At 57.6% G+C, this 25,145-nt stretch carries 24 protein-coding genes; 15 read left to right on the top strand and 9 right to left on the bottom strand.

The annotated features are described in order from the left end of the window. Positions 1 to 5 precede the first annotated feature (5 nt). A complete protein-coding gene (locus R1W01_RS07580) occupies positions 6 to 506 on the top strand; it encodes a GNAT family N-acetyltransferase (RefSeq protein ID WP_243613429.1) in 501 nt (166 codons plus the stop codon). A 115-nt stretch (positions 507 to 621) separates the two neighbouring features. Here the strand turns inward: R1W01_RS07580 and R1W01_RS07575 are convergent, their stop codons facing one another. Then, on the bottom strand, positions 622 to 1,176 hold the full coding sequence (locus R1W01_RS07575; RefSeq protein WP_243613430.1) for an ActR/PrrA/RegA family redox response regulator transcription factor: 555 nt from the start codon (positions 1,174 to 1,176) through the stop codon (positions 622 to 624). Between the two features lie 73 nt (positions 1,177 to 1,249). Then, the gene (locus R1W01_RS07570; protein WP_243613431.1) at positions 1,250 to 1,873 is read right to left on the bottom strand and encodes an SCO family protein; all 624 of its coding nucleotides are present in this window, start codon (positions 1,871 to 1,873) and stop codon (positions 1,250 to 1,252) included. A gap of 80 nt (positions 1,874 to 1,953) precedes the next feature. Between R1W01_RS07570 and regB the strand changes: the two genes are divergently transcribed. The 10 genes from regB to hslU all read left to right on the top strand — a co-directional run bounded on the left by regB (position 1,954) and on the right by hslU (position 15,823). Beyond that, on the top strand, positions 1,954 to 3,351 hold the full coding sequence (gene regB, locus R1W01_RS07565) for a sensor histidine kinase RegB (RefSeq protein WP_243613432.1): 1,398 nt from the start codon (positions 1,954 to 1,956) through the stop codon (positions 3,349 to 3,351). A 66-nt stretch (positions 3,352 to 3,417) separates the two neighbouring features. Beyond that, positions 3,418 to 4,971 (top strand): PAS-domain containing protein, encoded by a 1,554-nt coding sequence (locus R1W01_RS07560; protein ID WP_297754705.1) that lies wholly within the window; start codon positions 3,418 to 3,420, stop codon positions 4,969 to 4,971. A 9-nt stretch (positions 4,972 to 4,980) separates the two neighbouring features. Beyond that, entirely contained in the window at positions 4,981 to 5,457 is a 477-nt protein-coding gene (gene tsaE, locus R1W01_RS07555; protein WP_243613434.1) for a tRNA (adenosine(37)-N6)-threonylcarbamoyltransferase complex ATPase subunit type 1 TsaE, read from the top strand. Continuing rightward, a complete protein-coding gene (locus R1W01_RS07550) occupies positions 5,450 to 6,469 on the top strand; it encodes an aminoglycoside phosphotransferase family protein (RefSeq protein WP_297754708.1) in 1,020 nt (339 codons plus the stop codon). The genes tsaE and R1W01_RS07550 overlap by 8 nt, the downstream gene beginning before the upstream one ends. Beyond that, positions 6,445 to 7,137, top strand: coding sequence for a nucleotidyltransferase family protein (locus R1W01_RS07545; protein WP_297754711.1), 693 nt, complete (start codon positions 6,445 to 6,447; stop codon positions 7,135 to 7,137). The genes R1W01_RS07550 and R1W01_RS07545 overlap by 25 nt, the downstream gene beginning before the upstream one ends. Then, positions 7,130 to 10,084, top strand: a complete 2,955-nt coding sequence (gene addB, locus R1W01_RS07540) for a double-strand break repair protein AddB (protein WP_297754713.1) — start codon at positions 7,130 to 7,132, stop codon at positions 10,082 to 10,084. Before R1W01_RS07545 ends, addB begins: the two co-directional genes overlap by 8 nt. Continuing rightward, a complete protein-coding gene (gene addA / locus R1W01_RS07535; protein ID WP_297754716.1) occupies positions 10,084 to 13,479 on the top strand; it encodes a double-strand break repair helicase AddA in 3,396 nt (1,131 codons plus the stop codon). The genes addB and addA overlap by 1 nt, the downstream gene beginning before the upstream one ends. A gap of 37 nt (positions 13,480 to 13,516) precedes the next feature. Then, a complete protein-coding gene (gene trxA / locus R1W01_RS07530; protein WP_243613439.1) occupies positions 13,517 to 13,837 on the top strand; it encodes a thioredoxin in 321 nt (106 codons plus the stop codon). A 121-nt stretch (positions 13,838 to 13,958) separates the two neighbouring features. Next, positions 13,959 to 14,516 carry an ATP-dependent protease subunit HslV gene (gene hslV / locus R1W01_RS07525; RefSeq protein WP_243613440.1) on the top strand — a complete coding sequence of 186 codons (558 nt, stop codon included), beginning with the start codon at positions 13,959 to 13,961 and terminating at the stop codon, positions 14,514 to 14,516. Beyond that, positions 14,513 to 15,823 carry an ATP-dependent protease ATPase subunit HslU gene (hslU, locus tag R1W01_RS07520; protein WP_243613441.1) on the top strand — a complete coding sequence of 437 codons (1,311 nt, stop codon included), beginning with the start codon at positions 14,513 to 14,515 and terminating at the stop codon, positions 15,821 to 15,823. The genes hslV and hslU overlap by 4 nt, the downstream gene beginning before the upstream one ends. A gap of 13 nt (positions 15,824 to 15,836) precedes the next feature. Here hslU and R1W01_RS07515 read toward each other — a convergent pair whose 3' ends face one another. Genes R1W01_RS07515 through R1W01_RS07505 form a run of 3 tightly spaced genes read right to left on the bottom strand, consistent with a single transcriptional unit; the run spans position 15,837 to position 18,102 of the window. After that, complete coding sequence (locus tag R1W01_RS07515; RefSeq protein ID WP_243613442.1) at positions 15,837 to 16,415, bottom strand: Smr/MutS family protein; 579 nt, start codon at positions 16,413 to 16,415, stop codon at positions 15,837 to 15,839. Continuing rightward, the gene (locus tag R1W01_RS07510) at positions 16,412 to 17,407 is read right to left on the bottom strand and encodes a murein transglycosylase A (RefSeq protein ID WP_317275180.1); all 996 of its coding nucleotides are present in this window, start codon (positions 17,405 to 17,407) and stop codon (positions 16,412 to 16,414) included. Before R1W01_RS07510 ends, R1W01_RS07515 begins: the two co-directional genes overlap by 4 nt. 38 nt (positions 17,408 to 17,445) lie before the next feature. Next, positions 17,446 to 18,102 (bottom strand): Tim44/TimA family putative adaptor protein, encoded by a 657-nt coding sequence (locus R1W01_RS07505; protein ID WP_297754728.1) that lies wholly within the window; start codon positions 18,100 to 18,102, stop codon positions 17,446 to 17,448. Positions 18,103 to 18,205: 103 nt separating this feature from the next. Here R1W01_RS07505 and R1W01_RS07500 point away from each other — a divergent pair, with 103 nt between their 5' ends. After that, complete coding sequence (locus tag R1W01_RS07500; RefSeq protein WP_297754731.1) at positions 18,206 to 18,691, top strand: FxsA family protein; 486 nt, start codon at positions 18,206 to 18,208, stop codon at positions 18,689 to 18,691. A 58-nt stretch (positions 18,692 to 18,749) separates the two neighbouring features. Beyond that, entirely contained in the window at positions 18,750 to 19,241 is a 492-nt protein-coding gene (gene secB, locus R1W01_RS07495; protein ID WP_243613446.1) for a protein-export chaperone SecB, read from the top strand. Positions 19,242 to 19,272: 31 nt separating this feature from the next. Here secB and dnaQ read toward each other — a convergent pair whose 3' ends face one another. Genes dnaQ through R1W01_RS07475 form a run of 4 tightly spaced genes read right to left on the bottom strand, consistent with a single transcriptional unit; the run spans position 19,273 to position 22,019 of the window. Further along, positions 19,273 to 20,010, bottom strand: coding sequence for a DNA polymerase III subunit epsilon (dnaQ, locus tag R1W01_RS07490; protein ID WP_243613447.1), 738 nt, complete (start codon positions 20,008 to 20,010; stop codon positions 19,273 to 19,275). Further along, complete coding sequence (coaE, locus tag R1W01_RS07485) at positions 20,003 to 20,596, bottom strand: dephospho-CoA kinase (RefSeq protein ID WP_297754734.1); 594 nt, start codon at positions 20,594 to 20,596, stop codon at positions 20,003 to 20,005. Before coaE ends, dnaQ begins: the two co-directional genes overlap by 8 nt. After that, positions 20,593 to 21,423, bottom strand: a complete 831-nt coding sequence (locus R1W01_RS07480; protein ID WP_297754737.1) for a shikimate dehydrogenase — start codon at positions 21,421 to 21,423, stop codon at positions 20,593 to 20,595. The genes coaE and R1W01_RS07480 overlap by 4 nt, the downstream gene beginning before the upstream one ends. Then, positions 21,420 to 22,019 carry a Maf family protein gene (locus tag R1W01_RS07475; protein ID WP_297754740.1) on the bottom strand — a complete coding sequence of 200 codons (600 nt, stop codon included), beginning with the start codon at positions 22,017 to 22,019 and terminating at the stop codon, positions 21,420 to 21,422. Before R1W01_RS07475 ends, R1W01_RS07480 begins: the two co-directional genes overlap by 4 nt. 543 nt (positions 22,020 to 22,562) lie before the next feature. Here R1W01_RS07475 and rho point away from each other — a divergent pair. After that, positions 22,563 to 23,837, top strand: a complete 1,275-nt coding sequence (gene rho, locus R1W01_RS07470) for a transcription termination factor Rho (RefSeq protein WP_243613451.1) — start codon at positions 22,563 to 22,565, stop codon at positions 23,835 to 23,837. A gap of 9 nt (positions 23,838 to 23,846) precedes the next feature. Then, on the top strand, positions 23,847 to 25,145 hold the full coding sequence (gene mnmE / locus R1W01_RS07465; RefSeq protein ID WP_297754744.1) for a tRNA uridine-5-carboxymethylaminomethyl(34) synthesis GTPase MnmE: 1,299 nt from the start codon (positions 23,847 to 23,849) through the stop codon (positions 25,143 to 25,145).

The raw sequence follows: 25,145 nt of genomic DNA, 5'->3' as shown, positions 1-25,145 counted from the left end.
TGATCATGTCCAAGACGATCCATATTCGCCGCGCAAGCACTTCCGATGCCCGCCTCATGGCAGAGCTTCTGAATGAAATCATCGCGCAAGGGGGCACCACCGCGCTGACCGACCCCGTCACCGGCACCTATCTCGCCGAGAAGATGGCCGGACATGGTGATCGTGGTGCTTGGCATCTGGCCGAGGATGAATCTGGCACCTGCCTCGGGTTCCAATGGATCGGGCCTTATCCTGATCTGCCACCCGATGCCTGTGACATCGCAACCTTCGTGCGGGTCGGCCAAACCGGGCTCGGCATCGGCTCTCGCCTGTTCGAAGCCACGAAACAGGCCGCGCTCGATCTTGGTTATGACTGGATCAACGCCAACATCCGCGCCGACAATACGGGCGGGCTGACCTACTACCAAAGCCGGGGATTTCGCGATTACCGGCGGCTCGAGGGGATTGCGCTGGCGGATGGGTCCACCGTCGACAAATGCCTCAAGCGGTTCGATCTAAAGGACTAACGGTAAGGTTTTCGAAAGCCTCGTGAATCCACAACGCCAAGACCGCCCACAGACGCGATACATATGCAATACCGACGTAATACCGACGTTGGTTTTAGGCTCTAAGCCATGGAAATTACCGCGGCGAGCGCTTGGCGAGAATACGCTGCAATGTCCGACGATGCATGTTGAGCCGCCGCGCCGTTTCCGAGACATTCCGGTCACATAGCTCATACACCCGCTGGATATGTTCCCAACGCACGCGGTCCGCGCTCATCGGGTTCTCCGGCGGGGGAGGAAGCTCATCCTCGGAGCTCAGCAACGCGTTCATAATATCCTGCGCATCCGCGGGCTTAGAGAGATAATCCGTGGCTCCGATCTTGACCGCCGCAACCGCCGTCGCGATCGCGCCATAGCCCGTCAGAACAACAACGCGACAGTCCTCGCGCTTCTCTCGCAACACCTCGACCACGTCGAGCCCGTTGCCATCTTCAAGCCGCAGATCGACAACCGCATAAGCAGGTGGACGCGCCGTTGCAATCGCCTTACCCGCCGCCACGGACCCCGCAGTCTCGACCTCGAAACCACGCTTTTCCATAGCCTTAGCAAGCCGACGCAGAAACGGTTCGTCGTCGTCGACCAGAAGAAGCGACTTGTCCGAACCGAGTTCTTTCATGTTGTCTCCCGCCATTCGTTCTTGTTCTCCCAACGAATTTCCCAAGTATTAGCTTGCGAGACGCGGTGGGTCAAACGATGCGGCATCACTACATCTTTGAAATGAAACACCCAATCCTGTCCGCCATCTGCTCCGGCGTCAGGTCGCGCTTGAAATACTCGACAAACCCATGCTCAGGCAGGACCAGATAGGAGAAGGTCGAGTGGTCGATCAGGAAGTACTCCGGATCACCATCATCTTGCTTCTTGTAGTAGGTCCGGTAGGCCTGGCTCGCGGCTTTGACTTGCTCCGCCGACCCCGTCAGACCAAGCATGCGGGGATGCATGATGTCGGTGAACTCCGCCATGGTTTCCGGCGTATCGCGATCAGAGTCGACCGAGATAAAGACCGGCTGAACCATCTGGCCACGCTCTTCGAGAAGCGTGATCGCCTCCGCGTTACGCGCCGTATCAAGCGGACAGACATCCGGGCAGAACGTATACCCGAAGTAGAGTAGGGACGGCTCGGTGATCACGTCCTTGTCGGTTACCGTCTCGCCCGTCTCAGACACAAGCTCGAACGGCCCACCAATGACTGAGCTTCCACCGGCAACCGCACCCATACGACATTGCGCAAACTGGTCGTCGCTTTCGGGGGTGCGTGTCACGTACCAAGACGCACCAAGCGCCCCGATAACCAGAACGAGAGCCACAATAGAGATACTGCGCGACATGGTGCTTTATCCTTGGTTGATTGGTGGACGCACGACACCTAACAATTGCACGGCAAACGGCAAGTGACAAAGGCGCGCAAATGACCGATTTTTCCGCAAACCTGATTTCCGAGGAAAGCCGTGGAAATTGGATTCGGCTCCGTACAATCATCATGGTGCGTTGGATCGCTGTCGCCGGACAGGTCGCGACACTGATTGCCGCGCACCTGCTTTTCTCGCTGAGCCTTGAATACGGTTTGTGTTTTCTCGTCGTTGGTGCGTCCGTCGTCGTCAACCTCATCGCCATGTTCGTCTTTCCTGAGAACAAGCTTCTTTCGGAGCGCGAAAACCTGTCGATGATCCTTTTCGACTTGCTGCAACTCTGTTTGCTGCTGTCGCTAACTGGTGGCCTGAACAATCCGTTCTCGATCCTTGTTCTCGGCCCTGTGACGATTTCCGCATCTGTCTTGTCGATCCGATCTACGGTCATCATGGCATCAATTGCGATCGCCGTTGTGACCTTGCTGCTACCGCTGCATGTGCCGCTACGCACCGAGAGCGGGCTCGTGCTCGCGATGCCAGAGCTGTTCCTGTTTGGTATCTGGGCTGCCATCGTGATTTCTGTCTTGTTCTCGTCGCTCTATTCCCGTCGTGTGGTTTCCGAAATGGCGTCTATGTCCGAAGCTTTGGCCGCAACGCAAATGGCACTCGCGCGGGAACAGAAGCTCACGGATCTTGGGGGGGTCGTCGCCGCTGCCGCGCACGAGCTTGGAACGCCGCTTGCAACGATCAAGCTCGCAAGCGCCGAACTGTTGGATGAGCTGTCCGACCGTCCTGATCTTGCCGAAGACGCCGCTTTGATCCGAGATCAGGCCAATCGATGCCGTGAGATCTTGCACTCCATGGGGCGCGCCGGAAAGGACGATCTACACATCCACACCGCGCCGCTTTCCGCAGTCATCGACGAGGCGGCCGAACCCCATCTCGATCGCGGAAAAATGGTACATTTCGAGACCGCTGCCGAACAGGATTTGACCGATCTTCCGCCCGATATTGAACGTCGCCCCGAGATCATCCACGGGCTGCGCAACCTGATACAGAATGCCGTCGATTTCGCTCATGAGAACGTCTGGGTCGAATCCGCGTGGACTGAGGACCGGATCACCTTGCGTATCATGGACGACGGGCGCGGCTTTCCCGCGCATCTGATTGGCCGGATCGGAGACCCCTTTGTGAGCAGTCGCCGCTCCGAGCGAGACCGCAAGCAACGACCGGGCTACGAAGGCATGGGCCTTGGTCTGTTTATCGCCAAGACCCTTCTGGAGCGCAGCGGTGCCGAGTTGAGTTTTGCGAATGGGCCAGGGGAGGGACGGTCTTCCAGTGGTCGCGCGCGTCCCACCGGCGCCATTATCGAGGTGTCCTGGCCAAGGTCGCGTATCGCCGCGGTGCCATCACCCCAACAAGGCGCATTGGGCGAGAACCCCAACTTCCACGCATGACCCTTCGTTAACCTTCCATTAACCGAGAGGGGAAAGACTAGAGGGACAGATTTCCAAGTGTCCCGCATGTCCAACTTCCAGAACCTCGATCCGTTCTACCTGTCCCTTCTCGGGGTCGCCTTGGCGCTGCCCTGTCTCTGGGCCGCCCATCGGATATCGCTCTTTGTCTCAAAACCCGCTGGCAAATCCGCACATATTGACCCGCCATCTGCAGTGCTTCTCTACCGCAACGGTTTTCTGATCGACGCCAATCCCGCCGGCCTCGCCCTCCTTGAGAATACAGAGACCGATCCCGAGACGTGGACAACACTCGTCAACTGCCTCGCCCCTCGCTTTCCTGATTTCCCAACCACGCAAGGGAGCGACAAGGGACGGCACATACGTATCTTCTCCCCGGCCAACCCCGACGATCCCGCCTCCGCAAGTTTGGAACAATGGGAGGATTTCGCCCGCGTCCGACTGACCGAAACCTCCCCACGCTCCATCGCCAAGGAGCATGCCGCTGTCGACACCACCGCCCAGCGCGCGCCTTATCCGATCTGGATCAGTGCCGAGACAGGTGAGATCACTTGGGCCAACGAAGCCTACATGACCCTCGCTCGCAATATCGCCCCAGAAGGCGAGGCGACGCAGCGCCTATTCGAAGATGCCTTTCTCCCCGACGAGACTAAGCGCACCAAGCTTCGCCTCCGAGAAGGCGAAGACGAGCTTTGGTTCGATATCAGCACACGCCAAAGCGGCACCTCGATGCTTCACTACGCCACCGACGCCAACGCTCTTGTTCATGCCGAGATCGCCCAACGCAATTTTGTCCAGACCCTGACAAAAACCTTCGCACAGCTCTCGATTGGTCTCGCGATATTTGACCGGAACCGCCAGCTCACGCTCTTCAACCCTGCGCTTATCGACCTCACGAACTTGCCTGCGGATTTTCTTTCCTCGCGACCCAGCCTCCTGACCTTCTTTGATCGCCTACGCGAAACGCGCATGATCCCGGAGCCGAAGAACTACAACTCATGGCGCCAACAAATCGCAGAGCTCGTCATCGCAGCCTCGGATGACCGCTATTGCGAAACATGGTCTCTTCCGTCCGGAGTGACTTACAAGATCCATGGAAGGCCTCATCCTGATGGCGCCATTGCGCTTCTCTTCGAAGATATCAGCGCCGAAGTCTCTCTTACACGCCGCTTCCGGTCACAGCTCGATCTGGTACAGGCCGTGCTCGATTCCCTCGATGAAGCGGTGGTCGTGTTCTCTCCTGTCGGCGCCGCAACCTTCAGCAACAGCGCCTACCGGCGATACTGGAAATCAGAGGTCGAGTCAGATCTCTCGGACTACAGCACATCAAATGCACTCGAGGCATGGAAGGCCCACTTTGAACCGTCTGATATCTGGGACCGCCTCGAATTGCACCTTGACGATATCAATCCCCGACCAGACCTCGTTGGGATCGTAAGGACAGAGGGTGGCAAGGCAAAGTGCATCCGTGCGGTGTACCTTCATGGCGGCAACAAGGCTGTTGTTTTCTCCGATCTTCTTGATACCCATCCGAATGACGAGAACGAAGGTTATTCGCCGACCACCGCCTATCCGGCTTGCGAGGAAGAGGTGGCCGTGTAATCTGCGGCCATGTCCTTCTTCCAAACCTCCCTCACCCTGACCTCTCCAGAAGAGACCGCCGCTTTGGCAAAGCTGATCAGCGCGCAGGTCAAGAAAGGGGATGTCCTACTTCTCGAGGGGGAAATCGGCGCTGGTAAGACCCATTTCGCCCGCAGTCTAATCCTATCCCTGCTCGACACTCCCGAGGACATTCCGTCCCCGACTTTCACCTTGGTGCAAACCTATGAAAGCCTTCTCGGCGAGATTTGGCATGCAGACCTCTATCGCCTGACATCCCCGGACGAAGTGATCGAGTTGGGACTGATCGATGCTTTTGAGGATGCAATCTGTTTGGTCGAATGGCCCGACCGGCTTGCAGAACTTGCACCCGAGTCCGCACTCACCTTGTCATTCTCAATGACTGCGGATCTGGGCCAGAGAGCGCTCACGATCTCATCAAGCAATACGCGCTGGGCACCCGTCATCAAGGAAGCAATACATGACTGATCGCGCCAGTTTGCTAGACAAATTTCTGAACGCCACCCCTTGGTCGGATGCGGAGCGTGCGCCGCTCGCCGGAGACGCCTCCAACAGGCGGTATCTGCGTTTGGTGCACGATCACAAGACGGCTGTTCTTATGGATGCTCCGCCAGAGAGCGGCGAAGATATCCGCCCTTTCGTAGCGATTGCGCAGGAACTCCGAGACGCTGGCCTTTCGGCGCCTCAGGTCCTTTTCCAAGATAGAGAGAACGGATTTCTTCTGCTGGAAGATCTTGGTGATGACCTCTTCGCTCGTGTGGTAAAGCGGGCACCAGAATTGGAGACTCTACTCTATGAGAGCGCAACGGACGTGCTCTTGTCGCTTCACGCCCATCCAATACGGACAGATCTCGCGGCCTATTCGCCCGCTGTCATGACGGAGATGGCCGCGCTTTCCTATCGTTGGTATCTACGTGGTCACGACCGGCCATTTGAGGAAGCGGCCCTCAAGTTTGAAGCCGCATTCCGCCCGCTCCTTGAGACACACGCCTCAGGGGCGGAAGTTCTTATTCAACGTGACTACCATGCAGAGAACCTTCTTTGGCTACCAGAGCGGGACGGTGTTCAACGGGTCGGTCTTCTGGACTTTCAGGACGCCATGAAAGGCCATCGCGCCTATGATCTCGTGTCACTCCTGCAAGACGCGCGCCGAGATGTTTCCCCAGCGCTCGAGCAAGAAATGCTTGATCGGTACATTTCTGTTTCGCGCCAACCCGACGATGCCTTTCGCGCCGCCTATCACGCTCTTGGGGTTCAAAGAAACCTGAGGATCATTGGTGTCTTCGCCCGCTTGTCCATGCATTTCGGCAAACCTCACTACGTTGATTTCATCCCGAGGGTCTGGGGCTACCTGCTCCGCGATCTCGCACATCCGGCGCTCGCGCCTGTTCGAAATCTCGTTCTGGACTCTCTGCCAGTACCAACCAAACCCAACCTTCAAACGCTCAAGGACAAATGCGGCACCTTCCCGACTCTGTAATGCTCTTTGCGGCCGGCTTCGGCACGCGCATGCGCCACCTAACCAAGGACCAGCCGAAGCCCCTTGTCAAAGTGGCGGGCGTTCCATTGATCGAACATACCCTGTCCCTTGCCAAAGCGATATCGCCCCGCAAGATCGTTGCAAACCTGCACTACAAGCCAACACAGCTCGAGGCTTACCTCCACAAGCAAGGCGTCGAGACGATCCTTGAGACGCCGGACATTCTTGAAACCGGGGGAGGGCTTAAGAACGCTCTGCCCCTTCTCGGGCGACACCCCCTCTTCACCGCCAATACTGATGCGATCTGGCAAGGGCCGAACCCCTTCTCGTACCTGCGGCAAGCATGGAGCCCGGATAGAATGGACGCGCTTTTGCTCTGTGTGCCGCTTGAGAATACGCGGGGCCATTCCGGGACGGGCGATTTCGTACTTGATCCAGAGGGAAGACTGCGGCGCGGCGCAGGAGACGTCTATGGCGGGATACAGATCATCAAGACAGATCGCCTCGAAAGCGTCGTAGAACCCGCATTCTCGCTAAATCTAGTGTGGAGCCAAATGCTCGAAGAGGACCGCCTGTTCGGTCTAAGCTATCCCGGAAGGTGGTGTGACGTCGGTTCGCCCGAAGGGGTCGAGCTTGCCGAGACCCTATTGGAGAACCCCGATGCTTGAGGCCAGCGACAGACCGAATGTCTTTGCCATACCGCCCGGCGCGGACTTCCCGAAAGCCCTCGTTGATGGCCTACGAGAGCGATTTGCAAATGACCCGCCTGAGGCACTCGCGCGAGTCGAGCTTGTCGTGAACAGCGCGCGCATGCAGCGAAGGGTGCGCGACGTTTTCGACAAGGGACCAGCAGGTCTTCTCCCCCGTATTCGGCTTCTTTCTGACTTTGGTGGCGCGGCATTCGCATCCGATATACCCGCTGCGGTCTCTCCTTTGCGTCGGCGATTTGAGCTTGTGCGCCTGATCGCACAGCTTCTCGAAACGCAACCGGATCTCGCCGCGCGCGCCTCGCTTTTTGATCTTGCAGACAGTCTTGCAACACTGATGAGCGAGATGAACGGCGAAGGGGTCACGGCAGATGATATCGAAGCCCTCGACATCTCTGATCAATCCGGACACTGGGAACGGTCTTTGGCTTTCTTCGGGATCGCACGTCGTTTCCTCGAAACGGTCGACGATATGCCCGATTCCGAAGCGCGGCAAAGGCTTGTCATCGAGCGTTTGGCAGAGCGCTGGCAAACTGAGCCCCCTGATCACCCCATCATCCTCGCAGGCTCCACCGGGTCTCGAGGTACAACGATGCTCCTAATGCAGGCGATCGCAAAACTCCCAAGGGGCGCAATCGTCCTTCCCGGTTTCGACGATGAGATGCCGGACACTGTTTGGGACGTTCTCGGCGGTGCAATGACGGGTGATGGTGACGCGCTGAGCGGAGAAGACCACCCGCAGTTTCGCTTCCGACGACTGATGCACATGCTCGAGATCGCTCCGGGTGATGTGCGTCCATGGCTCGACATCGCGCCGCCTTGCAAGGATCGAAACCGGCTTGTTTCGCTCGCGCTGCGTCCCGCTCCGGTAACGGATCAATGGCTTAGCGAGGGGCCCAAGCTCGGACCGGTCGATAAGGCAACCGCTCAGATGACCCTTCTTGAGGCCCCTTCGGTGCGTGAAGAAGCCATGGCCATCGCGCTGGGATTACGACAAGCAGCGGAAGAGGGCAGAACTGCCGCCCTGATTTCGCCAGATCGCGCTTTGACCAGACAAGTCACTGCCGCGCTCGACCGTTGGGGAATTCTACCCGACGATAGTGCAGGGACACCGCTACAGCTTAGCCCTCCGGGGCGGTTCTTGCGTCACGTATCGGCTCTATTCCGCCAGAAACTGACTTCTGAAGCGCTTCTCACTCTGCTTAAGCATCCGCTCTGTAACAGCAGCCAAAGCCGCAATGATCACCTCCTTCGCACGCGTGCGCTCGAGCTTTGGGTTCGGCGCAAGGGAGTTGCTTACCCCGATTCCGAGACCCTTCGCGCCTGGGGCGAAGGCCGGGACCAAGAAGACCGCGATTGGCTGGAGTGGCTTCTATCGCACCTCGTTCATCTTGAAGACTCCGGAGAGCAAGCGTTTTCAGATCGGCTTGAACGCCATATTACCGTGTCCGAGGCGCTTGCGCAGGGTCCGACGGAACACGGATGCGGCGCGCTTTGGGAGAAAGCCGCCGGGCGAAAGGCCGCAGAGATCGTTGCCGATCTGCGGGAAAACGCAAAATTCGCTGGGCCGATCACTGCGTCGGACTATGACGACCTGTTCGGTGCGGTTCTATCGCGCGGCGAGGTTCGAGACCGCGACGCCCCGCACCCCAAGATCCTGATATGGGGAACGCTCGAGGCGCGCGTGCAAGGCGCGGAGCTCGTGATCCTTGGAGGCCTCAACGAAGGAAGCTGGCCCGAAGCGCTCACGCCGGATCCTTGGTTAAATCGCAAAATGCGCCACGACGCTGGCCTGCTCCTGCCAGAGCGCAAGATCGGACTTTCCGCGCATGACTTCGAACAGGCAATCGCAGCACCCGAAGTCTGGCTCACCCGCTCGATCCGCTCTGATGAAGCAGAAACCGTGCCGTCACGTTGGATCAATCGTTTGACCAACCTGCTCGAGGGGTTGCCAAAACAGGGTGGTCCGGCGGCGCTCAAAAAGATGCGAGAGAGGGGCGAACGGTGGCTCTCATATCTCGCAGAGCTTGAACATGTTGACCCAATCGATGCCGAGAAACGCCCCTCACCGCGCCCCCCTTCCGCCGCGCGCCCAAAGAGCCTTTCGGTTACCGAAATCAAGACCCTCATTCGAGACCCTTACGCGATCTATGCCAAGCACGTCTTGCGATTAAAGCCGCTCGACAGCCTCATGAAGACGCCGGACGCAATCCTGCGCGGGATTGCGATCCACGATATCCTCGAAACCTTCGTGCGCGATGCGACGCAAGACCCCACTAAACTCAACCGCGCGCATCTCATGTCTGTCACGGAAGATGTTCTCTCCCGAGATGTGCCTTGGGCCACAGCGAGAACCCTCTATCGGGCACGCCTTGAGCGGGTAGCGGATCACGTTATCGAAGGCGAGAAGACCCGCCGCACCAAAGGCAAACCGATTGCATATGAACGTGAGGCGTCGGTCGAGATACCGATACCCCCCATGCGGCTTGTCGGGAAAGCCGATAGGATCGACCGGATCAAGGATGGTCGTCTTGTGATCTACGACTACAAGTCTGGCAAACCGCCAAGCGCAAAAGAACAAGAATATTTCGACAAACAGCTCTTGCTCGAAGCGGCGATGGCCGAGCGGGGCGGCTTTCGCGACATTGATCCTGCTGAAGTCGCCGAAGCCATCTATATCGGTCTTTCTAACGATCCAAAGGATGAGGCCGCGCCTCTCGAAAAGACCCCTGCAGCACAGGTCTGGGAAGAGTTCATCGCCCTTATGGCGCATTATGCGGATCGTGACACCGGCTTTACCTCGCGACGGGCGTTCCAATCCGAGAAGGATGTCGGACGCTACGATCAGTTGGCGCGATTCGGAGAGTGGGATGCGACGGACGCACCGGAACCAGAGGACATGAGCTGATGAAGCGCAACGAAGCGACTGAACGCCAAGTCCAAGCCGCCCATCCCTCCGAGTCTACTTGGCTTTCGGCCAACGCAGGCTCTGGAAAGACGCGGGTGCTCACGGATCGGGTGGCGCGTCTTCTGCTCAACGGGGTCCTGCCTCAACATATCCTCTGCCTCACCTATACCAAGGCCGCAGCGAGCGAGATGCAGAACCGCCTATTTCAGCGCTTGGGCGCTTGGGCGATGCGCGACAAGGAAACTCTGAGCAAAGAATTAGCCGAACTTGGCGTGCCGGGCCCCTTGGACGATACCGCTCTTCGCAGTGCGCGAACCTTGTTCGCTCGCGCAATCGAAACACCCGGCGGCCTCAAGATCCAAACGATTCACTCCTTCTGTTCTTCAATCCTGCGACGCTTCCCGCTTGAGGCGGGTGTATCTCCGCTGTTCAAGGAAATGGAAGAACGCGCCGCCGATCTTCTTCGCGAGGATATCGTCGAGACAATGGCGCAGGGGGCGGATGCGTCGCTTCTGGCAACCCTCTCGCGTCATTTCACAGGTGAGGATCTTGGCGATCTAACACGCGACATTACCGGCCGCCGGCAGTCCTTCTCGACGCCCAAACCTGCGTCCGACTTTCTCGAGGGCCTCGGCCATGATCGCGATCTAACGCTCGACGCGATCGGCGGACGGGTTTTCCTTGGTGGCGAGGCGGCACTTTTTGAGGCGCTTGTGCCAATCTTGAGGGCCAGCAAGATCACAGACAACAGGCTCGCTGACGCTCTGTCTTCACTCACTTCCCTTGATGCTTCCGCACTACCAACGCTTGAGCGCTTTTTCCTGACTGGCGACAGCGCGAAGTCACCGTTTACAGCAAAGATAGATGCGGTTCCGACCAAGCCTGTTCGGGATGCCCACCCAGAACTCATCAACCAACTCAATCCACTTATGCTCCGCGTCGAGGACAACCGGCAAAAAAGAATCGCCGTCCTTGCCGCCGAACGTGCCGCAGCACTCTCTGCCTTCGCCTGTCGTTTTGTTGAGCTTTACGAACGACAGAAGCAACTACGCGGCTGGCTCGATTTCGACGACCTTATTCTGCGCACCCGAGACCTTCTCGAAGACAAGGCCGTCGCTGAATGGGTACTCTATCGTCTTGATGGCGGGATCGACCATATCCTTGTCGACGAAGCCCAGGACACGAGCCCAGTCCAATGGCAGGTCATCGAGCGGCTGGCGCAGGAATTCACCAGCGGATCAGGCGCCCGCAGCGAGGTTGAGCGCACGATTTTCGTCGTCGGCGACAAGAAGCAATCGATCTACAGCTTTCAAGGCGCAGATCCGGCTGAGTTCGACCGAATGCGCGAAGAATTCGCCGAACGCCTCAAGCCGACAGGGAAATCACTGAAGTCTCTCGGACTCGAATACTCTTTCCGATCCTCCCAAGCCGTGCTTCGCCTTGTAGATACGACTTTTAAACCGTTTCACAACAACGGCTTTCCGCAGGATACTGAGCACAAGGCCTTTCATGGCGATCTTCCGGGGCGTGTTGATCTATGGCCCGTGATCGACAAATCTGTCAGCGCCGAGAAGGACGCGTGGTATCAGCCAGTTGACCGCATCGGGGAGACCCATCACGACGTAATCCTCGCCAACCGCATCGCGGATCAGATCGCACGGATGATCTCAGAGAAAGAGACTATTCCGACCGGAAAACCCGACGAGAACGGCCTTTACTCCCAAACTCCCGTTCAACCCGGAGACATCCTGGTCCTGGTCCAGCGCCGTAGCACGTTGTTTCATGAAATCATCCGCGCCTGTAAGGCTCGCGACCTGCCGATCGCTGGGGCAGACCGCCTGCGTGTCGGAGGAGAGCTCGCGGTGAAAGATCTCGCTGCCTTGCTACGCTTTCTCGACACGCCAGAGGACAATCTCTCTCTGGCGACGGTCCTCCGCTCCCCCCTTTTCGGCTGGAGCGAACAGGCGCTTTTCGATCTCGCTCATCGTCGCACGAGCACACATCTCTGGCGCGCGCTTCGTGACCGTGAGAAAGACTTTCCGGATACGATGGCCGTCATCTGGGATCTCATGGAGAACGCAGATTTTCTGCGCCCCTATGATCTTATCGAGCGCATCCTTACCCGCCATGATGGACGCCGCAAACTCCTCGCTCGGCTCGGTGCAGAAGCAGAGGACGGAATCAACGCCCTACTAAGCCAAGCGCTTGCCTACGAGCGAAGCGCGGTTCCAAGCCTAACGGGCTTCCTTGTCTGGATGGAAACGGACGATCTCGAGATCAAGCGACAGATGGACAGTGCCGGGAACCGTATTCGTGTCATGACGGTTCATGGCTCAAAAGGTCTCGAAGCACCCATCGTGATCCTCCCCGACACTGCACAACGCAACCCGCGCAATGCCGCGCCCTTGATTGACTTGGACGGCGAGGTTTTTTGGGTGCCTCGCAAAGAGCTTATGCCCGAAGCCCTCACAGGAGAAAGGGATCGCGCGAAAGGAGCAGAACTCGAAGAACGTCTGCGCCTGCTATACGTCGCGATGACGCGTGCAGAGAAGTGGCTCATCGTTGCGGCGGCTGGTGAACTCGGGAAAGACGGGCGCGCTTGGTACGATATCGTGAAGGCTGGCCTAACCTCCGCGGGGGCAGAGCCGTTCGATTTCCCGGTCGGGCAGGGTCTTCGCTATACGCACGGCGACTGGAGTGGACCGAGTATTGTGCCCGAGGAAGCACCGAACAGAACGCGCCTCCAGTTGCCGGCCTATTTTCAAACGCCTGCGCCTTTGGTTGTCGATACAAAGAAAACGCTCTCTCCTTCTGAGCTTGGCGGCGCCAAAGCCTTGCCAGGCGAGGCTGGTCTTGATGAAGACGCCGCAATGCAACGCGGAAGTCGCATTCATCTTCTTCTCGAACACCTGCCGACATATGCCAGAGAGGATTGGGCAGAGGTTGCGCCGACGATCCTTTCTAGCGGTGAAATCTCTCCGTCTCCTGCGGAAACAGCCGATCTTTTGAACGAAGCCCAAAGCATCCTGATCCATCCGAGTTTTGCGGAACTCTTCGCTGCAGAAACGCTTGCCGAGGTGCCAGTGACGGCCGATCTTGGTGCGGCACGCCTTCATGGAGTGATCGACCGGCTCGTTATTGGCGATGACCGAGTACTCGCCGTGGATTTCAAGACCAACGCAATCACCCCTGAAACCCCGGAACAAACCCCGCTTGGCCTCCTCCGTCAGATGGGTGCCTATGCGCAAGCCCTCGCTCAGATCTATCCAAAGCACAGGATCGAGACCGCAATTCTCTGGACCCGGTCCTCAATCCTTATGCCTCTCCCGCACGATCTTGTGACAAATGCGCTCTTGGACGGCGGATATCTTGACGACCGGCAGGAGGCTACCTAGGTTCGGCGAACGTTTTCGCTCATTCAGGAGAAACCCAATGGCAACCGTTGCTGTCACCGATGCCACCTTTGAAGCCGAAGTCGTCAATTCCGACGTTCCCGTCGTCGTCGATTTCTGGGCCGAATGGTGCGGTCCGTGCAAAATGATCGGTCCGGTTCTTGAGGAACTGTCCGATGAACTCGATGGCAAGGTGAAAATTGCCAAGGTCGACGTGGACTCGAACCCGAACTCGGCCGCCTCGATGGGCGTGCGCGGCATCCCTGCGCTCTTCATCTTCAAGGACGGCAAGGTCGTTTCGAACCGCGCCGGCGCTGCCCCTAAGGCCGCGCTTCAGGGCTGGATCGAAGAGTCGATCTGATCGCCTCTGATTTTCCGAACAGGGCGTCCCAAACGGGGCGCCCTTTTCATATCAGCCGCCACCCGGCCTTGTGCCTTTCTTCTTCACCGCACATATAGAACGTCAACAAGAGGAGTACGTCATGTCCAACGAGTCCTTTCCCGGATGGCACGGAACGACGATCATCGGCGTGAAAAAAGACGGCGAAGTTGTCATCGCCGGCGACGGTCAGGTCTCTCTTGGCCAAACCGTCATCAAAGGCACGGCGAGGAAGGTTCGCCGCCTATCTCCCGGGGGCCACGATGTCGTAGCCGGATTTGCCGGATCAACCGCGGATGCCTTTACGCTTCTCGAACGACTTGAGACGAAGCTCGAGGCCAGTCCTGGACAGCTCGCCCGCGCATCGGTCGAGCTCGCCAAGGATTGGCGCACTGATAAGTACCTTCAAAAGCTCGAAGCAATGCTCATCGTCTCTGATGGTGCGGACATCTTTGTCATCACCGGAGCAGGGGACGTTCTCGAGCCGGAACATGACGTGACCGCGATTGGTTCGGGCGGGAACTACGCGCTCGCCGCTGCCCGCGCGATGATGGATAGCGATAAATCCGCCGAAGACGTTGCGCGCACCGCGATGGCCATCGCCGCAGACATCTGCGTCTACACCAACGGAAAACTCACTGTCGAGAAGATCTCCAAATGACTGACCTGACCCCGCGCGAAATCGTTTCTGAACTCGACCGCTTCATCATCGGCCAGAAAGACGCAAAGCGCGCTGTTGCTGTCGCCTTGCGCAACCGCTGGCGCCGCAAGCAGCTCTCGGATGATCTTCGTGAAGAAGTCTACCCAAAGAACATCCTGATGATCGGTCCGACCGGTGTCGGCAAGACCGAGATCAGCCGCCGCCTCGCCAAGCTCGCCAAGGCGCCTTTCATCAAGGTTGAGGCCACCAAGTTCACAGAAGTCGGTTATGTCGGTCGTGACGTGGAACAAATCATCCGCGATCTCGTCGATAGCGCCATCGCCATGACCCGCGACCATATGCGCGACGAGGTGAAAGCCAACGCCCACAATGCCGCAGAAGAACGTGTGATCGAAGCGATCGCAGGAACGGATGCCCGCGAGTCCACCCGCGACATGTTCCGTAAGAAACTCAAGGCTGGTGAACTTGACGACACGGTGATCGAACTCGACGTTTCGGACAACTCGAACCCCATGGGCGGCATGTTCGATATCCCCGGCCAGCCCGGTAGCCAGATGGGCATGATGAACCTTGGCGATATTTTCGGCAAAGCCCTTGGTGGTCGCACAGTGCGCCGCAAGATGACGGTCGCCGAGAGCTATGAGATCCTGATTTCCGAGGAAGCAGACAAGCTTCTAGACGATGAAACTGTAACCAAAGCCGCGCTCGAAGCGGTAGAGCAGAACGGCATCGTATTCCTCGATGAGATCGACAAGGTCTGTGCCCGCGCCGAAGCGCGCGGCGGCGATGTTTCCCGTGAAGGTGTGCAGCGCGATCTTCTGCCCCTGATCGAAGGCACCACCGTGAGCACGAAACACGGGCCTGTCAAAACCGACCATATCCTGTTCATCGCATCAGGTGCATTCCACATCGCCAAGCCCTCGGATCTCTTGCCCGAGCTTCAGGGTCGTTTACCGATCCGCGTTGAGCTTCGTGCCCTGACCGAAGATGACTTCGTGCGCATCCTGACAGAAACCGACAACGCGCTGACCCGGCAATACACTGCCCTCATGGGCACCGAGGAAGTCACCGTGCGTTTCACCGACGAAGGCATCGCCGCACTCGCCAAGATCGCGGCAGATGTGAACAAAAGCGTCGAGAATATCGGAGCGCGCCGCCTTTACACCGTGATGGAGCGCGTCTTCGAGGAGCTGAGCTTTTCCGCGCCTGACCGTTCAGGCGAAGAGATCGTCGTCGACAACGCCTTTGTCGATAAGAACCTTGGTGAACTGACCAAGTCGACCGACGTCAGCCGCTACGTTCTCTGATCCTCACGCCGCTCTATCGGCGAAGATAGACATAATAGGCACCGCTCCCGCCGTGGCTGATATGGGCTTCGGCAACCTGTAGCACGAGCGGTGCAACCGGCGGCATCGAGAGCCATTGCGGCACATTGTGTTTGAGGATACCGCGCCGGACCGGAATTGGCCCATCATCCGGCCGCGTCTTCCCCTTGCCTGTCACCACAAGAACAAGTCGCTTCCCGCTCCCGTGTGCACGCAGGATGAACCCAATCAACGCCGGATGCGCCTGATCCTGGGTCATGCCATGAAGGTCGATCTTTGCCTCTGGCAACATTTTTCCGCGCTTTAGTCGAGTAAAAGCTTTCTTGTCCATGTGAACCGGCTGTTTCGCCATACGCTCGGGCAACGCGGGCATAAGGTCATGCCCCGGATGCGCCGTGCGTGCCTTTGACCCAACCTCAAAAGACTGTGTCAGCCTCTGTTTCACGGTTTTGGTGGGTTTCGGCTTGGGCATGGGGGCTTCATGTCGGGGTCGCTCCGGGTGCATGCGATGCGCAGAATCCGTCACCTTGCGCCAAAGCTCGATCTCTTCCGGGGTCAGGCGACGACGACTCAAAGCACTGCCTCTGGCAGCATGGCATAGGCCCGTTGGATTGGTAGAAGAACGATCATGCGTCCGTCATCCTTGAGGTGGCCAGCCGCGCGCCCCGCCTTATCCCCAGTGCCAAAGAAAATATCGGCGCGCTGCGCGCCTTTGATCGCCGACCCCGTGTCCTGCGCCACCATGAGGCGTTTCATCGGGGTCTTGCCCCTTTTCTCGATCCAGACCGGCGCGCCCAATGGCGTAAATTTCGGATCGACGGCGATTGTCCGCATCGCCGTCACCGACCGGTTCATCGCACCAATCGGACCTTGATCAGCAGGCACCTTGGTGACTTCTCGAAAAAAGACGTATGAATCATTATGTCGCAACAGCTCCTCACCCTCGAGCGGATTGCGGCGCACCCAGTTCTTGATGACCTGTGCGCTTACCTGATGCGCAGTGTAGATGCCCCTCCGCACGAGCTCGACACCGATCGAGCGATAAGGGTGCCCGTTAGACCCCCCATAACCAACCCGGATGTATCCCCCGTCTGGCAGGTGAATCCGCCCAGAACCTTGAATCTGCAAGAAGAAGAGCTCTACGGGATCATCAACCCAAGCAATCTCAAGGCTCCGACCCTCGAGCGCGCCCGACGTTTCGATCGCCCGGCGGCTTAACCAGGTATCACGCTGCCTGACTTCTGGCGGTGTCCGATACACAGGATAACGATAACGGTCAGTTGGAGTCAGGGAGCCATCAAGCTCCGGCTCGAAGTACCCCGTGAAAAGCGCCGCCGCCCCGTCTTCGATCAGGACCGGGCGAAACAGCAACTCGAAGAATTTCTTCGGATCTGGGAACTCTTCTGCAGCGCGGCAGATCGCGCGCCAATCCGGCGCATCCAATATGCCACAAGTGTTGCGAAAAGTGGCGAGCGCCTCGGCATGGTCATCTTCAGACCATCCGGCAAGGTCTTCGAACTCAAGAACCGAAATCGTGGTCTCGGACATCACCTCAGAACCGGCCATCAAGAGGCCAGCCGAAAGGACCGCCCGAAACCACCGGGTCATTCGCCCGTGGCGACAAGCTGCCAGTTGGGATCGTCCGACCCCATGGCCCGCGCGAAGGTCCAGATGTCCTTCTGCCGCTTGACCTGGCGTTCATCGCCCTCAACGATATCGCCCGCCCGATCGCGCACCACGTGGGTAAGTTCACCAACAAACCGCACGCTGACCTCACCCTCGCGGCTCACTTCGTCGAACTTTGCATCATGCAGCGACATTTCGCGCACGCCGACGAATTCGCTCTCGACGGTCAGTCCCTGCGTTTCGCGTTGTTCCACGACTTGCGCAAAAGCGTCGTAGACGTCTTCCGACAGGAACGGTTTGATCGATGCAAGGTCGCCTTTCTCAAATCCCATAAGGATCATCTCATAAGCGCCGCGCGCACCCTGAAGGAACTCGCCAACCGCAAAGGACGGTTCCGCACTTTTCATTGCGATCAAGGCTTTGGCGGCATCGCTGTCTTCTGCGACGTGATCGGTAATATCAGGATCCGGCCCGCCTTCGATCACCTCGAACTCGCGTTCCTGCTTCGCCGACGAACCCGGCACCTGACGCGGAGGCTCATAGCCATCTCGCGTTCCCAACACGCTCTTGAGGCGAAGGATTAGGAACACTGCGATGCCGGCCAGCACCAGAAGCTGAAGGATGGGCGTATTCATTGGAACCTCATATCGGGCATGGAAACGGGCTTCTACCGCACTTATGTAAGTCACGGGCCGGGTCAAGTCCACTGCGCCCAATACTATACAGGAGATAGAAAAAATGTGGCTGTTTCTGGCCTTTGTCGGTGTTCCCCTGATCGAAATCGCCTTGTTCATTCAAGTGGGTGGCGCTCTTGGTCTTGCTCCGACTTTGCTTATCGTGGTTCTGACGGCCATACTCGGCACCTACCTTGTCAGGAACCAGGGGCGGATTGCCCTCGGAAATCTGCAGCGATCTTTCTCCGAACTCAACGACCCGACCGAACCCCTCGCGCATGGCGCGATGATCCTCTTCTCGGGCGCACTTCTTCTGACTCCGGGCTTCTTTACCGACGCTGTCGGTTTTGCCCTTCTCGTCCCGCCAGTGCGAGAAGCCGTTTTTCGTTTTCTCAGGGGGCGCGTTCAAGTGCGAAGCTTCTCGATGGGGTCCACGCATCGGGCCGAACCTCACCGTTCAGGCCCCGAAGATGTCATTGATGGCGAATTTGTCGAGGTTGACCCCGAGAAACGACCAACCCACCGGCCCTCTGGCTGGACTAAGCATTGAGGCCTCCGGGCCTTCCTGATAAAGCGTTTTCGAAGATTTTGTATTCCAGGAGACCCACATGTCGGAAAACGGCAATGGCGCAGCTCAGGCCGCCCCCCAAGTTCGCATGAACGTGCTCGCACAATTCATCCGTGACCTTTCCTTTGAGAACATTCTCGCGCAGAAACGTGCGTCCGGCGAAGCTCAGCCTGACGTGCAGGTGCAGGTCAATCTCGACGCTCAGAAGCGCGATGTTGAACATCAGTACGAGGTCGTGACCAAGCTCAACATCACGTCCAAGAACAAGACGACTGGCGAAGAGATGTTCCTTCTCGAACTCGACTATGCCGGCGTGTTCCACATCGAGGGCGTTCCGGACGACCAGATGCACCCGTTCCTCCTGATCGAGTGCCCGCGTCTCCTCTTCCCGTTCATCCGTCGCATCGTTTCCGACGTGACGCGCGACGGCGGTTTCCCGCCGCTGAACCTCGACAATATCGATTTCATGCAGCTTTACCGCAATGAGATCGCGCGCCGTCAGGCCGAAACCGGCGCCCAGCCGCAGAACTGATTGAATAGATGCTCCCGTTCTGGCGGGGGCGTTACGAAAGTTTGGCCCACAGGCTGTCGTCGCCGAGTTTCGCAACGAACGCCTCGTGGGCCTTTCTTTCTTCTTCGGTCAGACGCGAGGGCAGGGGAGAAGGCCGCGGCGATGGTCGCCAATTCGATTGCTCTTCGCTTTGTGCACCAGCCTTGGATCGCGTTTGCGTCGCAAGCCCGAAATCCGGCTGCCGCCCCCCGATCAGCTCAAGATACACATCCGCGAGGATCTCGGAGTCGAGAAGCGCGCCGTGAAGCGTCCGGTTGTCATTGTTGATCCCGAACCGTCGACACAAAGCATCAAGAGACGCGGGCGACCCCGGAAATTTCTTGCGCGCAATGGCCAGTGTGTCCACAGCCTGTTCCCAAGGTAGCTGCGGAAGACCCATCCAGCGCAGTTCGGCATTAAGAAACTTCATGTCGAAAGACGCGTTATGAATCACAAGCTTCGCATCGCCCACGAAGTCGAGAAACGCTTGACCGACCTCTTGGAAAACAGGCTTGTCGCGCAAGATCACAGCGCCGGGCGCTGGCTCTTGCGGCGGTTCGAGGAGATCCGGGCCAATCCCATGCACTTCGAACGCTTCCATCGGCATCGAGCGCTCGGGGTTGATATATTGATGATAGGTATTGCCGGTCGGCATATGGTTGAAAAGCTCAACGCCCCCGATCTCGACAATTCGGTCTCCGGTGTCAGGATTGAGCCCAGTGGTCTCCGTATCGAGAACGATTTCACGCATCGGATAAGCCTTTCCTGATCGTCGTTACGATATCGTTCACCTGTTCGCGCGCATGTTCAAGCGTATCCGTCACGACAACGAAATCCGATAGCGCGCATTTCTCGGCGTTCGGCATCTGTTTTGCTCGAATTTGCTCAAACTGTTCGAGCGTCATCGTGCCCCGCGCCAAGACGCGCTCTTGTTGAACATCTGCAGGGACGGAAACACAAACAACTGCGTCCATGCCCTTGTTTCCGCCGGTTTCAAACAAGAGAGGGATATCGAACACAACAATATCCGCCTTCGCGATCTCGACAAACCGTGCACGATCCTCACCGACGAGCGGATGAACGACCTTCTCAAGCGTACCGAGAACGCTCGGATCGTGACCGATCATTTCTTTAAGCCTCTCGCGAGACACCTCGCCATTCTCAATCGCGCCCGGCAACGCCTCGGCAAGCGGGTCTACGGCCGCGCCGCCCTTGGCATACATCCGATGCACCGCCGCGTCCGCATCCCATACCGCACAACCTGCCTCGGCGAATAGCTTTGCCGTAGTGGACTTCCCCATGCCAATAGATCCGGTAAGGCCGAGACGAAACGTCATGCGAGCACCTCTTTGCGCAGGCCAGCATCAACCTCCGGTCGCGTGCCAAACCACGCCTCGAACCCCGGCACTGCTTGATGAAGCAACATGCCTAGCCCATCGACTGTAGGACATCCCTTCTCTTTCGCGTTGCGCAATAGATCGGTCTCGAGCGGGGTGTAGACGATATCCGTCACGGTCGCCGTCGACGCCAGCGCCGCGAGGGAAACCTCAAGGGGCGCCTTACCAAGCATCCCAAGGGACGTTGTATTCACAAGTGTTGCGGCTTCGGCCAATGCGCCCTCTGCCGTTTCCCAATCCACGACCCTGATCCGGTCACCAAAATCAGCGCGCAGCACGTCGGCGCGCTCTTTCGTGCGGTTCGTGAGCAGGATTTCCGGCACCCCAGCCCGCAAGAGCGAATAGACGATCGCCCGCGCAGCTCCTCCAGCGCCAAGAACCATCGCCGGCCCGGCTTCTGCCTGCCACTCCGGTGCGCCCTGCCGCAGGTTCTCAATAAAACCATAGCCATCTGTATTGTCCCCAAGGACTTTTCCATCCTTGAAAACAAGTGTGTTGACGGCGCCAATCGCTTTCGCTCCCTCGCTAAGCTCATCGACAAGCGACATGATAGCCTCTTTATGCGGGATGGTGACGTTCGCCCCCACAAACCCCATCTTCGGCAATGCATCAATCACCGCCCCAAGATCATCCGGCGCGACATCCATTGGTAGATAATGCCCCTCAATCCCATATTTCCGGAGCCAATAGCCGTGCAGGCGAGGGGATTTCGAATGAGCGATCGGATGTCCGATCACCGCCGCGAGAGGTATGGATTGCGCTGTCATGACATAAGGTCTCCTCGGACCATGAGATAGTTGAGCAACTCGACAAGCGGCAAGCCAAGTACGTTGAAGTAGTCGCCATCAACCCGCGAGAAGAGACGCACGCCTTCTTCCTCAAGCTTATAGGCTCCGACGGACCAACGGATGCTTTCCCAGTTTCTCTCGACATAATCCTCGAGATACTGATCCGAGAAATCCCGCATCAAAAGACGCACCGTGCCGACATGCCGCCAGACGGGGCGTCCCTCATGATAAAGGACCACCGCGGATAAGAGCGTATGCCGATTGTTGCGCAACGCGCGTAGCTGCGTCTTGGCGTCTTCAGGTGTTTCCGGCTTTGAAAATACCTTTCCCTCGAAATCGAGTACCTGGTCACAACCAATCACGAGGCTCTCATGGTGTTTCCCAGCAACTTTCATCGCCTTCGCTTCGGCGAGGCCATCTGCGATATCGCGTGGCGTTGCCCCCTCCATTTCAAGACTGCGGCGCAACATCTCTTCGTCAACGCGGGCGGTCTCGATTCGATATGTTACACCTGCATTCCGCAATAGCTGCGCCCGGATTTCCGAACCGCTGGCGAGAATGATGTCTTGGGGCATGTGGAAAACCTGTGGAGGAGGTGTGTGAAACGATTGAACTACTTCTCGGAAAAATCAGGTGGTTTTGCAAGTTCGGGAGAACCCGGGTGGTTTCACGAAGTTTCCCTGCGATCTGTCCCCGGTGGATGGGGAAAACTCTAACCTGTTGATGGCCGGAACTATGCCACGTTGCTCCCCATGGTTATCCACAAATCTGCTGACCTGAGATTCCTTTTAACCCTTTGAAATTTATTTATTTTTCTTAGTAGTGTCCCCATTTTATCTGGCGCCGTTCCATTCTATCCCAAGGTTGGGAAATCTGTGCATAAGCAAGTAATCCCAAGAAATCAGCCTCCCAACATAATCATCATCCTTTCTTTCTTTTTCTTTTTATTAAGAAGACCAAAGAACAAGTCTCGCTCTGACGGTTTCATGTGTTTCGCTTCAAATTGACTCCCTGGCTAAGACCGACTAAAAGCTCTCCAACTGATCCGTCCGGATCACGTGTCCTCCAAGTTCCATATGAATCACGTAGCCACTCTTGGCTGCGCTTAGGATATTTCCATGACTATCGAAAAACTTGCGCTTGCCGATCTGAAGGCAAAGAGCCCGAAAGACCTGTTGGCGATGGCCGAAGAACTCGAAATCGAGAATGCTTCGACGATGCGCAAAGGCGAAATGATGTTCCAGATCCTCCGCGAACGCGCGGATGAAGGGTGGGAGATCTCCGGCGAAGGCGTGCTCGAGGTGCTCCAGGATGGCTTTGGCTTCTTGCGTGCTCCTGAGGCCAACTACCTTCCCGGTCCTGACGACATTTATGTCAGCCCGGAGATGATCAAGAAGTTCTCGCTGCGTACCGGTGATACCGTCGATGGCGTCATCAAGGCGCCGGAAGACAATGAACGCTATTTCGCGCTCATGAACGTCACACAGATCAATTTCGAAGCGCCTGAGAAAGCGAACCACAAGATCGCCTTCGATAACCTGACGCCGCTCTACCCCGATGAGCGCCTTAAGATGGAGATCGAAGAAGACCCGACCAAGAAAGACCGTTCCGCCCGGATCATCGACCTCGTGTCGCCGATTGGTAAAGGTCAACGTTCCCTGATCGTGGCGCCTCCGCGGACGGGTAAAACCGTTCTGCTTCAGAACATCGCTCACTCCATCGAAGCGAACCACCCGGAATGTTATCTCATCGTTCTCCTGATCGACGAACGCCCGGAAGAGGTGACAGATATGCAGCGCTCGGTGAAGGGCGAAGTCATTTCCTCGACCTTCGATGAACCCGCAACGCGCCACGTGGCCGTGTCCGAGATGGTGATCGAGAAGGCTAAGCGCCTTGTTGAACACAAGCGCGACGTCGTGATTTTGCTCGACTCGATCACGCGCCTGGGCCGCGCTTTCAACACGGTGATCCCGTCCTCTGGGAAAGTTCTGACCGGTGGTGTCGACGCCAACGCCCTGCAACGTCCCAAGCGTTTCTTTGGTGCTGCGCGAAACATCGAGGAGGGTGGATCGCTGACGATCATCGCGACGGCCCTCATCGACACCGGCTCTCGAATGGACGAGGTCATTTTCGAAGAATTCAAAGGCACCGGTAACTCGGAGATCGTCCTTGATCGTAAGATCGCAGACAAGCGCGTCTTCCCGGCCATCGACATTCTCAAGTCCGGTACGCGTAAAGAAGACCTACTTGTCGACAAGACCGATCTCGCCAAGACCTTCGTCCTGCGTCGTATCCTCAACCCGATGGGCACCACGGATGCGATTGAGTTCCTGATTTCCAAGCTCAAGCAGACCAAGACCAACTCCGAGTTCTTTGACTCGATGAACACCTAAGAGACTGTCATGGCCCATGTGGCTGATACAATCTTTGCTCTTGCAACGGCCCCCGGTAAAGCGGGGGTCGCTGTCATTCGGATATCCGGTTCCGCCGCGGCTAGTGCAGGAGCTGTGCTTTTTGGCGAGCTGCCGAAACCTCGGATGGCTTCGCTGCGCATCTTGCGCGATAAGGCCGGGCATCGCCTCGATCAGGCGCTGGTTCTCTATTTCCCCGAAAAGAATAGCTTTACAGGCGAAGAGGTGATCGAGCTGCATCTGCACGGTTCCGTCGCCGTGGTAAACGCCGTGCTGCGAGAGCTTTCGGATATCGAAGACCTACGTCTTGCGGAGCCCGGCGAGTTCACGCGTCGTGCCCTCGAGAACGGTTGTCTTGACCTTGCTCAGGTCGAGGGGCTTGCCGATTTGATCGAAGCCGAAACCGAGGCACAGAGGCGCCAGGCGCTGCGCGTGCTCTCAGGAGATCTTGGGTCGCTCGCCGAGAGATGGAGACAGAACCTGATCCGTGCCGCTGCATTGATTGAGGCAACGATTGATTTTGCGGATGAAGATGTGCCCGTTGATGTCACACCCGAGGTCTCTTCGCTCCTTGATACCGTAAGCCAGGACCTCGCCACCGAGATCATCGGCGTGGATACGGCAGAACGGATTAGAACGGGCTTCGAGGTAGCCATTGTTGGCGCTCCAAATGTTGGAAAATCTACTCTTCTCAATACCTTGGCTGGTCGTGAGGCTGCGATTACCTCTGAATATGCAGGCACAACACGGGATGTCATCGAAGTTCGGATGGAACTCAATGGTCTTCCCGTGACATTGCTCGATACTGCAGGTATTCGCGAGACCGAGGACCATGTTGAAGGGATCGGGATTGAGCGCGCCAAGCAGAGAGCGCTTGCGTCTGACCTTTGTGTCTTCCTTATTGAGGGCGAGGACACGCCCGATTTTGAACCCCGTCCCGGAGATCTCGTGCGGCGTGCGAAGGTAGACAGGTTTGCGGATCAGAAGGACGGAATCTCTGGCCTCACAGGGCAGGGGGTTTCCGATCTCGTTTCTGATATTACATCGGTCCTGTCTGAGCGCGCCGCGCGCTCTGGGATTGCCACGCGCGAACGACACCGGATTGCCATGCGCCGCGCAAGCGAGAGCCTTGCTGCCGCCAAGGCTGTGCTCGCGCTTGGGGCAGACCACTACGAGATCGCGGCAGAAGAACTGCGAAGTGCGATTCGGGCTTTGGATTCGATTGTGGGTCGCGTAGATGTCGAGAACCTGCTGGATGAGATCTTCTCGAGTTTCTGCATCGGAAAGTAA

The sequence above is a fragment of the Shimia sp. FJ5 genome (assembly GCF_032918335.1).
GTDB lineage: Bacteria > Pseudomonadota > Alphaproteobacteria > Rhodobacterales > Rhodobacteraceae > Shimia > Shimia aestuarii_A.
This window is presented reverse-complemented; position numbering and strand designations above follow the sequence as displayed.